Source organism: Pseudomonas sp. GW821-FHT02H06 (assembly GCF_059421525.1).
Map to the genome: position 1 here is coordinate 330362 of NZ_JBWKVD010000003.1, position 12928 is coordinate 343289.

At 61.9% G+C, this 12928-nt stretch carries 8 protein-coding genes; 3 read left to right on the plus strand and 5 right to left on the minus strand.

Annotated features, from left to right (window positions below; translation table 11 throughout):
• Window positions 1-15 precede the first annotated feature (15 nt).
• The 5 genes from cfaB to hflK all read right to left on the minus strand — a co-directional run bounded on the left by cfaB (window position 16) and on the right by hflK (window position 7515).
• Complete coding sequence (cfaB, locus tag AC07VF_RS07525; protein ID WP_192174517.1) at window positions 16-1200, minus strand: C17 cyclopropane fatty acid synthase CfaB; 1185 nt, start codon at window positions 1198-1200, stop codon at window positions 16-18.
• A gap of 279 nt (window positions 1201-1479) precedes the next feature.
• Window positions 1480-3435, minus strand: a complete 1956-nt coding sequence (locus AC07VF_RS07530) for a cation-translocating P-type ATPase (protein WP_495008331.1) — start codon at window positions 3433-3435, stop codon at window positions 1480-1482.
• Entirely contained in the window at window positions 3432-4499 is a 1068-nt protein-coding gene (locus AC07VF_RS07535; RefSeq protein WP_495008330.1) for an SPFH domain-containing protein, read from the minus strand. Before AC07VF_RS07535 ends, AC07VF_RS07530 begins: the two co-directional genes overlap by 4 nt.
• Complete coding sequence (gene hflC / locus AC07VF_RS07540) at window positions 4496-5536, minus strand: protease modulator HflC (RefSeq protein WP_192174514.1); 1041 nt, start codon at window positions 5534-5536, stop codon at window positions 4496-4498. The genes AC07VF_RS07535 and hflC overlap by 4 nt, the downstream gene beginning before the upstream one ends.
• Window positions 5537-5547: 11 nt before the next feature.
• A complete protein-coding gene (hflK, locus tag AC07VF_RS07545) occupies window positions 5548-7515 on the minus strand; it encodes a protease modulator HflK (protein ID WP_495008329.1) in 1968 nt (655 codons plus the stop codon).
• Window positions 7516-7936: 421 nt separating this feature from the next.
• Between hflK and lpdA the strand changes: the two genes are divergently transcribed.
• The 3 genes from lpdA to AC07VF_RS07560 all read left to right on the plus strand — a co-directional run bounded on the left by lpdA (window position 7937) and on the right by AC07VF_RS07560 (window position 12915).
• Window positions 7937-9337 (plus strand): dihydrolipoyl dehydrogenase, encoded by a 1401-nt coding sequence (gene lpdA, locus AC07VF_RS07550; RefSeq protein ID WP_495008328.1) that lies wholly within the window; start codon window positions 7937-7939, stop codon window positions 9335-9337.
• A gap of 194 nt (window positions 9338-9531) precedes the next feature.
• Window positions 9532-11151 (plus strand): glucan biosynthesis protein D, encoded by a 1620-nt coding sequence (locus AC07VF_RS07555; protein ID WP_282365426.1) that lies wholly within the window; start codon window positions 9532-9534, stop codon window positions 11149-11151.
• Between the two features lie 459 nt (window positions 11152-11610).
• Window positions 11611-12915, plus strand: coding sequence for an O-antigen ligase family protein (locus tag AC07VF_RS07560; protein ID WP_346627367.1), 1305 nt, complete (start codon window positions 11611-11613; stop codon window positions 12913-12915).
• Window positions 12916-12928 lie beyond the last annotated feature (13 nt).

Below are 12928 nucleotides of genomic sequence, written 5' to 3' on the forward strand. Positions count from 1 at the left end.
ACAGGCTTGGGGCACTCACCGGTACAAATCATCCCGCGTCAGCGGCAAATGATGGCTGCCGTCTGCATACGGCTTCACCGCCAATATCTGGTGCAGGTTGATCCAGCCCTTGGAAAACGCATAGGCACAGCCGGCCAGATACAACCGAAAGATCCTTAGCGCCTGCTCCGGCACCATAGCCGCGGCGACGTCGAGTTTCTCTTCCAGACGGGCGCTCCAGTGTTCGAGCGTCTTGGCGTAGTGCAGGCGCAGACTTTCCACATCGACCACTTCCAGACCCGCCTCGCTGATGAACCCGGTGATCATCGACAGGTGCGGCAGTTCACCATTGGGAAACACATAGCGATCAATAAAGTCACCCGCGCCGCGCCCGACAGGACGCCCGTCGGTGTGCTTGGCGGTAATGCCGTGGTTCATCACCAGACCGCCCTCCTTCACTGCGTCGAACAGGCATTTTGCGTAAAGCTCGAGATTGGCGTGGCCGACATGCTCGAACATGCCGACGCTGACGACCTTGTCGAAGCGGCCGTCCTTGGGCAGATCCCGGTAATCGAGCAGCTGCAATTCGACACGATCCTGCAGACCGTCTGCGCGCACCCGCTCCCGGGCCAGCGCCAATTGCTCGCGGCTCAACGTGATGCCGAACACCTTGACGCCGTATTCACTCGCGGCGAAGCGGGAAAGCCCTCCCCAGCCACAGCCGACATCGAGCAGGTATTCCCCGGGTTTAAGGCGCAGCTTGCGGCACAGGTGGTGAAACTTGTCCTGTTGGGCCTGATCGAGCGTCTCGTTGCCGGTCTTGAAATACGCGCAGGAGTAGACCATCTCCCGGTCCAGCCACAGGCGATAGAAGTCATTGGAGAGGTCGTAGTGGTAGGAGATCGACGCAGCATCGGTGGCCTTGTCGTGCTCGGTGCGCACAGGGAGATTGTCGTCGTCCTCATCCACCAGTGCCTTGGTCAGCTCGTCGCACACCCGGACCACTTCGCTGATCGAGCCTTCCAGCTCAAGCCGGCCTTCAACGAAGGCGCTGCCAAGGAGGCCAAGACTAGGGTGGGTGAAATCGGAAACGAGGGACGGGTCCTTGACCACGATCGTGACGCGGGGATCACTGCCCAAATCAAGCTCGTTGCCGTCCCAGAGCTTGAGACGCAACGGCAGATGAAGGTTCTGTAACGCCGGTGGAAGTTGCGCGAGCATATGAAATCCCCCTGATCCAGCTACATGGAAAAGGGTAGTCCATAACCGGCTCCAGATCAGGAGCCGTCAGGCGATTGGCTGGTTTGAACGACGACGAACCTACAACGGGTACGACGCTGTGCCCCCAGAATTCGAGCCAGTGTGTCGCCTGTAAATGGAGCACCCCGAAACGAGACTGGAGTTAATTTGTAACAGAGTTCTTCAAAGCTCAAGCGAATTTTAATACTTAGTGGGAGCCTCTAACCCGGCGCTTTCGGTACAAGCGCCGGGGAATCTGGCTCAGGAGGGATTGTGAAACTTCGCGATGGGCTCGTGAAAACGCAGCAGCCGCCCGGCGTTGCCCAGTACCAGCAGCGTGCTGAGGTTATGCAAGACCGCAGCGATCATGGCGCCTGCCGCGCCCAGCACGCCGAAAGCCGCCATGGCGACAATGGCCAGCGTCCAGCCGAGTCCGATGATCACGTTCACCTGCAAGGTGTGGCGGCACTGGCGGCTCAACCGCACACAGGTGCCCAGGCGGCGCAGGTCACTGCCGATCAAGACGATGTCGGCGGAGGCCAACGCGATGTCCGCCCCGCCCGCCCCCATCGCGACGCCGACAACGCCGGCCTTTAGCGCCAGGGAGTCGTTGATGCCATCGCCGACGACCATCGGGCGAAAGCCTTTTTTGATTTCGCTCATGACCCGATTGAGCTTGTCCTCGGGCAACGCCTGGGCGTGGATATCACTGATGCCGACCTCGTGGCCCAGGCTGTCGGCGACACTCTGGCGATCACCGGTCAGCAGCAACTGCCGGCCCAGGCCCAGCTCGCGCAGCTCACTCAACGCCTGACGAGCCTCGGGCTTGAGGCTGTCCGCCAGCAGCAGCCAGGCCAGAAAGTGCCCGTTTACCGCGAGCCCGGCAATCGGGCCATCGTGGTCGGGAACCGGCGACGTCGCGATGCCCAACTGCGCGAACAGCTCAGGCCGCCCTAACGCCGCTTCACCCCGGGCGGTCTGTGCAACGACGCCCAGCCCCTGGCGCTCCCGAATGTCGTCCAGAGCAAGCAGATGATCCTTGCCGACCAACGTCGCCAGCGCGCGACTGACCGGGTGGCTGCTCGCCGAACCCAGGCTTGCCGCCAGCGCAATGACGTCGTCACCCGCGCCCTCCTCGGCCTGAACCGACTGCAAGCGCAAACTCCCATAAGTCAGTGTGCCGGTCTTGTCGACAACCAGCGAAGTGAGGTCAGCCAGCTCTTCAAGAAAGGCCGAACTGCGGATCAGAATGCCGTGGCGCGCGGCGACTGCAATACCGGCGATGGCGGTCGCCGGCGCCGACAGCACCAACGCGCAGGGACACGCAGCCACCAACACGGCCAGCATGGCCTGGGCGTTATTAGTGATGAACCAGGTCACGGCCGCAATCAGCAGCACCAGCACCATGTAGCTGCCGGCGTACTTTTCCAGCAGTCGGGTGATGGGCGGTTTGGAGCGTTCGGCGCTTTGCATCAGCGCGATGACTTTGCCCAGGGTCGACTCGTTGCCGATACGCGTCACTTCGATACGCAGCAGACCGTCGAGATTGATCGCGCCGCCAAAGACTTCCATACCTGCGCGCGCTTCAAGCGGGACGGACTCGCCGGTAATGGGCGCCGTGTCGAGGCTGGCCTGCCCCGAGATCACCAAGCCGTCAGCCGGTACGCGGTCGCCAGCGCGCACTTCGACGCGATCACCTGCCACCAGCGCGCTGTTGTCGACTTCGCGGATCACGCCGTCCTTATCGATCAGCCGGGCGTGGCTGCGGGTCAGACGACCCAATGCCTGAATGGCTTCCTGGGAGCCAATCACGCTGCGCTCCTCCAGCACGTGGCCGAAGATCATGATGATGGGCAGCAACGCGGCGGTCATCAGATCGCCCGTCGCCCAGGCGCCGAGCATGGCCAGGGCAATCAGTTGATCGGTAATGCCGTGCAGGCTGGGATAACGCAGGCTGTGCCAGCCGGCGCTGACCACCGGGATGGCCACCAACAGCGAGGCGGCGCCCAGCAGCAATTGGCTGACGCCGACTTGCTCGGGCGAGAAGAATCGCCAGACCAGCCCCAATGCAAGCAAGCCCAGGGCAAGCATCGCCAGCGTCAACTGACGGGCTGCGCTGCGCTGTTCGCGGCTGGTGAGCATGCTGCCGGCCGCGACTGGCGCGGCATGCGTGTGAGAAGGATCGTGGGAATGGTTATGCACGGCTTCGCCACTCATTTGTCAGCTCCCTGGATGATCAGGCGGGAATCGTCGCGGGGATCGACCGTGGTCACTGAACCCGCCTGTCTCAGGATGGCAGGCACCCGCTCGCGGTAGATACGCAGCAGCAATCCGGGATCGCTCTTGTTCTGGATCGACATCGCCAGGCCGGTCACCGCGGCGGTGTCGGTCTGCGCCTTGGCCAGCCGTTCGGACGCCTGGGCATGGGCGACCTGCAGGGTACGGTCAGCCTGCTGATTGGCGGTCTGGTTGAGTTTTTCCGCATCCGTCCGCGCGTTCGCCACGGCCTGATCGGCTTGCTGACTCGCAGTCAGCACCGCGTTGAACGCATTCACCGCTGCCGCCGGCAAACTGGACTGCACGTCGACCCGTACCACCTCGACGCCCAAACCGACGCCGGTGGCCGTCAGCTCGCCGAGCCGCGTATTAATGCCCTGCACCAGATCGCCACGCAGGCGTTCGCGACGCTCGGCAGACTGGCTGTCGGAGCCCACCAGTTCGGGACGCGCCACTAGAATGGTGTCCAGGTCCCGCGCTGCGGTGAGGCTGACGGCGCTGCGATTGACCAGACGATCCAGCGCCGGTAGCACGTGCTCGCCTTGCAGCACGAACTCCCGTGGGTCCGTCACTTTGTAGTACGCCGTCACGTCGAGTTGTACGACGCCGGCGTCGCCCGTGAGCAGATAGCCTGACCCTGCCAGCGCGTCGCTCATCGGCGTCGCGAAGCTGGTGATCTTGTCGGCCGCCAACGCAGTGGGTGAGCGCAACAGCGTTTCGACGTGCCGCTCGATCACGCGATCAGCGGAAGGCAGCAGCACCACCTGCTCGAACGGTTGCGGCCAGGCCAGCAGCAAGCCGGCGTTCTGCACACGGCCCAGCTCGCCAAAGCGAAACACCACCGCCCGGTTCTGTGGATCGATTTCCCGCACATTGGAGACAGCCCAGCCGAGCGCCGCCAGCAGGGTCACGACGTACAGCCCCAAAAACGCCAGCCGACTGGCCTGCAGCCAGGGACTGTTCACCACCGGCCGCTCGATGTGCGCAGCATCGTGCTCGGTCATGGCTGGGTTCCAGCCTTGCCATCCAGGGTCGGCGGGCCATCGACGAGCACCCGGAACGGTGCGGCATCGGTGCGCAGAATCAATTTTGTGCTCGGCCCCACCACGGTGCCGAGGGTGTCCAGCGAGCGCAGCAAGTTGTACAGCTGGGGCGAACCGGCGTAGGCACGGCCGTAAATCTGCGCCGCTTCGACGCGGGATTGCGCCTCGATGTCGGCAGCTTTCACGGTTGCATCGGCCTCGACAATCCGCGCGTCGCGTTCCGCAGCGGAGCGGATCTGCGCGGCCTCGCGCTTGCCGATGGCTGTGCGCTCGGTGGCAATCGTCTCACGCTCGGCGCGCATCCGGTCGACCGTCGCGTTGAGTGTCACCGACGGCAGCGTCAGACGCTCAACCCCCACTTGCAGGACGCGAACGCCGTAAGTGGTCAGCAGTTGCTTGTCGATCTGCTGACGCAGCTGGTTTTCGAAATCGGCGATGCGCACCTGATTGGCGTCGGTGTTGATCAGGCTCGACAGATCGAAGCTGGCGGCGGTGGTCTCCAGTGCCGAGCCGACGAAGGTGCGGATCTGCCGGGCTGCTTCGTCCGGCTGGTTTTGCACGGCGCGCATGAAGCGCTTCACGTTGTCCGGATCGCCCTGCACCTGCCAGGCCACGTACGCCTGAACGATGATGCGCAGACCATCACGGGTACCGACGTCCTGCAAGCCACTTGAGGTGGTGCGCAAACGCAGGTCGACGGGGATCGCTGCTTCGAATGGCGCCGGCCAGCGCCAGCTCAGGCCGGGATCGAGCAGCACTCGCGCCGGATTGCCGAAGCGCGTGATGACCGTCGCCTCGCCGGAGCGCACCTGCACCAGACTCGCCGCCGCGACCGCGAAGGCAATCAGCACGGCCGCCAGCGCAGCACGACGCCACGGAAATACGGCCGGGCCGGAGGCTTCGCCATGGTGATGACCGTGATGATGGCCGCCATGACCGTGACCGCTGTGGTCGTGGCCAGAATGGTCGTGATGATCGTGGGAATGAAACAGGCTCAAGGGAAGACTCCTTATTCAGCCGAGGGCTGGTCAGCTGATTGAGTCGACGCTGCGGGGTCGACCGGGAGGGTAAAAGATCGCAAATCAATGGTCGGCGCGCTGGTGCCGCCGAGCCGATGATCCAGCACCAGCAACTTGGCGTGGGTGAGCCCCTGGGTCAGCTGACTGAGGTACTGCTCGAGCAGGAATGCCTGGCCCGCCTTGGCGTAGCCCTGCTGTTCAGCGCTGAAGCGCAAATCCGCCCCTTGCGCCGTGGCCATGACTTCCCGCGAGGTCGCCGCCGCCTGATTGTGCGCCATGCTGGCGTGCAGCTGCGCCACATTGGCCTGATCGGCCGCCGCGCCACGTTCCCGGGCAATCAACGCCTGAGCGCTGATCTGCGCGGCCTGGACAGCGTGATAGGCGTTGGCCGCCCCGGCTGGCGGATGAATCGACTCGACCACGGTCGCGAGAATCTCCACGCCGCTGTCGAGCTTTTTCAGGTCGCGCTGCACGGCGTCGCCGATGTCGGCCGCCAGATCGTTGCGCTGCTCACCCAGCAATTCGTCGAGGGTGCGGGAAGCAAAGTCGTGCACCAGCACGCGGCTGGCGGTGCTGCGAATCAGGCTGGGAATGTCGGCGCTGTTATAGGTCGCGGCCAGTGCGGCTTCGTCCGTTAAACCGATGCGATACACAAAGCGCACGTCCATGTTGACGATCTGAAAGCTTTGCTTGTCTCCCGAGCCACTGGCGATCACTTGCGACTTGTCGTTGATGTGCGTGGCGTCCCACAGACGGTTGGCGATGGCGGGTGGCGGACCTTCGGCAGGGTCAAGGGTCTGCTCGGCACCGGCTCCCTCTGAGACGCTGGTCGCCAGCTCGTGGACCACGCCATTTTCAACCGCCAGCACCGTTCCGAAAGGCCAAGGCAAACCCGCATGCAGACCCGGCTCCAGGACTTCAACCGGCTTGCCGAAGCGCTCGTAAATGCCGCGGCCCTGCATGGGGATTTCGTGAACACCGCTCAGCAACCAGCCGAGGCCGACGATGACCACCAGCACCGGCAGAAAGGCGCGGCGCATGTAGGTAAACGCCCAGATCTGACGCAGGTCGATGCCGAAGCGGTTGTGCAACTCGTTTTGCAACGCCAGCAGCGGGCGCGGCGGCCAGCGCAGCAGACCGGCGACAAAGCTGGTGGCGATCAAGCGCGGCTCAAGGCGTTCATTGCGTGGACTAAAAACGGACAGCAACCCGCGGGTGAGCAACTCGACAGCAACCAGCCCTGGCAAGAGTCCGATCAACACTGCGAGCCGGGCGGGCCATACGCGGTCAACGGAGGAGAAAAACAGGCAGAACGCCGTGACCAGTAGCGTACCGATGGCGACCTTGGTCATCTGCGCCAACTGCTCGGCTTCAGGCCAACTGGCCTCGGACTCGTTGCTGAATTGCCGCTCCAGCACCAGCAGCGCAAAACCGATCAACAGGAGCAAACCGCCGACCACGTTACCGACGAGGCCGACATTGCTGCCCGACAGCGCAAGATTCCAGATCAGGCCAATGCTGATCAGCGACAGCAACGCCCAGCCTGCCAGCCAGAACACCGGTAATCCGACTTGGCCGACCAATGAAGTGCCGGCGCCGCTGATGCGTCCGAGCACGCGGTCGTACCAGCCCTGCTCTTCGCTGTGAAGCAGCGCTTCTTCGTCTGTTCGAATCGACTCAGGCGGTGAGATGACGCCGACGCGCCATTGGCTGACCACGTGGGCCGACTGCAACGCCGCCGCCAGCACAAGCAGGCTGGCGGCGCTGTTCGTCAGCACCGCCGTCCACAGCGAGTTGGGGGAAAAGAGGTCGACGAACAGCGACACCACCAAGCCGATGACGCCCATCGCCCCTGTCAGGTGCGTCAGCCGTGAAAGACGTCTCGATTGAACAGCCGCCTGCTGAAATCGCGGCAGGCTCGCCGGGGCAACGCCCTCATCATCCAGATCAACCCGCATTGCAACTCCAAAGCCCGTTTAACGCTGCCATTCATCACCCTTCCCGCCCACCCACCGGCGTTGCAATTACGCGGCACAAGTGACGCTGACACAGGGCGTTACGATATAACAGAAGTCGTGAAATTTTCGTCTGATTATTCGTTTGCGTAACGCGAGATGCGGGGTCAGACAGGCAGCAGACAGGTAGATATCGCCTGCCGTTGTATCGAGTTTAGTCACTGCACAGACGGGAAGGCGCCTACCCGGCTAAAGCTGGTCCTGCACACTTCCCGCGAGGCAGTGACCAAACTCGCTCGCTTGACTTTGAAGCGCTTCCGGGAGAAATATTACACCCATCATTTAAGCCGCCAAGTGACGCGCGACATTTGTCCAGCCGCGGCTACGCTTCCCTCCATTGCTGGATTCCTTGAGGAGTACGTTCATGAGTCACTACGACGTTGTCATCATCGGTGGCGGCCCCGGCGGCTACAACGCGGCGATCCATGCGGGCCAGAAAGGCTTGAAAGTGGCGTGCATCGAAGGCCGTGGAACATTAGGCGGGACATGCCTCAACGTGGGCTGCATTCCTTCCAAATCGTTGCTTCACGCCTCGGAGCTGTATGAGGCGGCGACGGGCGAGGAATTCAAGAAGCTCGGCATCGAGGTCACGCCGACGCTGAACCTGCCCCAGATGATGGCGCAAAAGGCCGAAAGCGTGACCGGCCTGACCAAAGGTATCGAGTTTCTGTTTCGCAAATACAAGGCCGACTGGATCAAGGGCTGGGGCCGTCTCGCAGGGCCCGGCAAGGTCATCGTCACCGACGCCGCAGGTGCCGAAACCGAGCTGACCGCCAAGGACATCATCATCGCCACCGGCTCCGAACCGACGCCCCTGCCCGGCGTGACCATCGACAACAAACGTATTCTCGACTCCACCGGCGCCCTGTCGTTGAGCGAAGTGCCCAAGCATCTGGTGGTGATAGGCGCGGGGGTCATCGGTCTTGAGCTGGGCTCGGTCTGGCGCCGGTTGGGGGCAAAGGTGACGGTGGTCGAATTTCTCGAGCATGTGGCCCATGGCACTGACCTGGAGGCCGGCAAGACGCTGCACCGCTCGCTGTCGCGTCAGGGCATGGCGTTCAAACTCGGCTCGAAGGTCACCTCTGCCGTCGCCGCGGACACCGGCGTCACCCTGACAGTCGAACCCGCCGCCGGTGGTGAAGCCGAGCAGATCGAAGCGGACTACGTGCTGGTGTCCATCGGCCGTCGCCCGGTGACGAAAGGGCTGGGCCTGGAAACGGTCGGCCTGGACGTGGACAAGCGCGGCGTCCTGCCCAACAACGGGCATCGCACGGCGGTGGAGGGTATCTGGGTAATTGGCGACGTGACGTCAGGCCCGATGCTTGCGCACAAGGCGGAGGACGAAGCCGGCGTGTGTGTCGAGCGCATCGTCGGCAAGAAAGGCGAGTTGAATTACAACCTGATCCCCAACGTCATCTACACCCAGCCCGAGCTGGCCAGCGTCGGTAAAACGGAAGAGCAATTGAAAGCGGAAGGTCGCGCTTACAAGGTGGGCAAATTCCCGTTCAGTGCCAACAGCCGCGCCAAGGTCAATCACGAAACGGACGGCTTCGCGAAAGTGCTGGCGGATGAGCGAACCGATGAGATTCTCGGCGTGCACCTCGTCGGCCCAAGCGTGAGCGAGATGATCGCGGAGTATTGCGTGGCGATGGAGTTCGCTGCGTCAGCCGAGGACATCGCCCTGACCTGCCATCCCCATCCGACAAGGTCAGAAGCGCTGCGTCAGGCGGCGATGGGCGTCGGAGGGCATACCACGCAAGCCTGAAATGCGCCGCCAAAATCGGCCGATCAAGCAACACCTTGAAGCGAAATCGGTGATGCCCTGAAACGATTTTTTTCCCTTTGCGCGAACAAGATGCCGAGATTGTTATCTGTTTGTTGGTAATTTGCGTTCGGCAAGGATTGGGAAAGCGCACTTTTTTGTGCAGGAAGGCACAGCATCTTCAGAGGCTTCACCATATGAATCGCAGGAATCTCTTGAAAGCGTCCATGGCGCTGGCAGCCTATAGCGCGCTACCCGCCTCAGGTCTTTATGCGGCACGCGCGCTGGCTGCGGCCGCCGATGGCGACATCGAACACTTTGACTTCAAGACCTTGCAGGACAACGCCAAGCAGATGGCCGGCAAGCCTTACGTCAGCACCAAGCAGAACCTGCCGCCAACCTTGGCGAACATGACGCCCCAGCAATTCAACGCGATCAAGTACGACGCCGGCCATTCACTGTGGAATGACGTGAAAGGCCAACTGGACGTGCATTTCTTCCACGTCGGCGCGGGCTTCAAGACCCCGGTGCGCATGTACAGCGTCGACCCGGCCACCCAGCAGGCGCGTGAAGTGCATTTCCGTCCCGAGCTGTTCAACTACGAAGCCAGTCGCATCGACCAGAGTCAGCTCAAGGGCGACCTGGGCTTTGCTGGTTTCAAATTGTTCAAAGCCCCCGAGATTGCCATCAACGACATCCTGTCGTTCCTGGGCGCCAGCTACTTCCGCGCCATCGACAGCAACAAGCAATACGGCCTCTCCGCACGGGGTCTGGCGATCGACACCTACGCCCACAGTCCTGAAGAATTCCCTGACTTCACACAATTCTGGTTCGAGAAGCCGACTAAGGACGCCACACGTTTTGTCGTGTACGCGCTGCTGGACTCCCCCAGTGCGACGGGCGCGTATCGCTTCGATATCGATTGCCAGGCTGACCGCGTGGTGATGGACATCGACGCGCACATCAATGCGCGGGCGGACATCGAGCAGTTGGGCATTGCGACCATGACCAGCATGTTCAGCTGCGGCACTCACGAACGCCGCATGTGCGACACGCTCCACCCGGAAATCCACGACTCCGACCGGCTGGCGATGTGGCGCGGCAATGGCGAATGGATCTGCCGCCCGCTCAATAATCCGGCCAAGATCCAGTTCAACGCCTTCGCCGACAAAGACCCGAAAGGCTTCGGTCTGGTGCAGACCGACCACGACTTCAAGACCTATCAGGACACCGTGGATTGGTACCACCGCAGGCCAAGCCTGTGGGTCGAGCCGACGACGGCATGGGGCGAGGGCTCGATTGATCTGCTGGAACTGCCCACCACAGGCGAAACCCTGGACAACATCGTCGCGTTCTGGAACCCGAAAGTGCCAGTCAAGGCCGGGATGTCGATGAACTACGGCTACAAGCTCTACTGGAGCCCCCTGCCCCCGGTCAGCACACCGCTGGCTCAAGTGCACGCGACGCGTTCAGGCATGGGCGGTTTCATCGAAGGCTGGGCTCCGGGCGAGCATTACCCGGAAGTCTGGGCGCGGCGTTTTGCCGTGGACTTCAATGGCGGCGGGCTGGACCGCTTGCCGGAAGGTTCGGGCATCGAGCCGGTGGTCACTGTGTCACACGGCAAAGTCCAGGATTTCAATGTGCTGGTGCTGCCGGACATCAAGGGGTTCCGCGTGACCTTCGATTGGTACCCGACCAGCGACTCCGTAGAGCCCGTGGAGATGCGCATGTTCATCAAAACCGGTGATCGCACGTTGAGCGAGACTTGGCTGTACCAGTATTTCCCGCCCGCACCGGACAAGCGCCGCTACACCTGAGTTTGATCGACTAAGGACGTAACGGGATTCAAGCTTGCTCGCGAAACGGCGTATCAGCCGCTGGATATCCAGCGGTGGATACGCCGTACCTGTAACGAAAATGAGTCATAGATAGTGGCCAGCAGGCTAGGATTTCTTCTCCTTTTAACAGCGTCAATTTTCTATCCGCTATATAAATCAATAAGTTACGAATACAGATATTTAGCCATCATTAAATATGTCCGTAAATTTGACTAATTGATTGACAGCCCTCCAATCTGCGGCTGATATATCCCTGTCGCACCGCTCGCGAGGGGACCGAAACGCCCTCCTCCTCCCCCGCTGCGATCACCCAAATCATCGCCGCTGCACGCCATCGACGGTTATCGCTGCTTGGCCGGGCGGTAGCTTTTCTTCGCCTGGCGGCCTGCTCGCACGCTGACGCTTATCACACGTACAAATGCTCCCGAGGGGCTGCACATGATGTCGACTTCCCCCGTCTACGTTGAAAAACCTTCTTTACTTTCATTCGATAAATCCACGGCGATCGCGCTGGTCGCGATCAGCCTGATGCTGGTCGAGACCTTCAACGGGGCTTTGCGTTTCTATCTGGATCAGGCAGGGATCTCCGTATTGCTCTACGCCCCGAAGGTCGCCTGCCTGCTGTTCTTCGCGCTGGAGCTGCGCAGCTTCAAAGCCGGGCCGGGCGTCTGGTTGAGTCTGCTGGTGCTGTTGCTGTCGGCGGGATGGGCAGCGTTGAATGGCGCCCAGGCCGGGAATTTCGCATTTGCGCTGTACGGGATCAGCCCGCTGCTCTTCGGGATCGCCTGCGGTGACCAGATCATTCGCCACAAGCGCCTGTTCATGTGGGCGATTGCCTTCTGTCTGCTGGCTTCGCTGGGCGGCATTGCCCTCGACCGGTACGTCAGTCTGCCGTGGAAGGGCTACAGCTACACCGTGGGCGGCACCGAGCTGAGCGCCAACACCGCATGGACTTCCGAAGACATGGACCGCCCGGCCGGATTTGCGCGAATCTCCAGCTCACTGGCCATCATCATCTCGATTCTCAGTCTGTACCTGATGGCGACCCTGCGCTCGAAATTGCTGGGGCTGGTGGTCTGCGTGATCGGTCTGGCCGGGGTGATATTGACCACCAGCAAGGCGCCAGCATTGGCGTTTATCGGCGGCACGGGTCTGCTGCTGATGTTGCGGTTTCGCTGGACAGTACGCGCGACCATCGTTGTTGCGGTTGTACTCGGCATGTCACTGCCCTTCGTGGCAATGATGACCGACTTCGATGCCAACAAGATCTCGGCCACCAGTTCGCTGGCGTCCATCTACGACCGGCTGATCAACACCTGGCCGAACGTCATTCGGACGCTGATGGAGGAGGATCGAACGCTCACGGGTGTGGGCTTCGGGCTGGTTGGCAGTGCCGTCGCCGCTTTCCCGGTTGTCGGCGCCGACATCTTCATGGTGTCCGACAGCACCGTGGTGTACCTGTGGGCGACGTTTGGCCTGGTCGGACTGTTTCTCTACGCCCTGCACATCCCGTTGTTTTTCATCCTGGCCGACAGTATCAGCCGTTATGGCAAGGCGTTGCTGGTGACGAGTTTTTGTATCTGCATTGTCAGCTGGACGACCGATACGCTGGAAGTTACCCTCGCGAACATGTTTCTGGGCATGGCAATCGGCCATGCACTGGCCATGAAATCGCGGGGCAGACTGCGGGCCCCAAAGCCCCATGAGTTGCCCACGTGGAACGGCCTCCCGGGCCTGAGTTGACCGAGGCAATCCC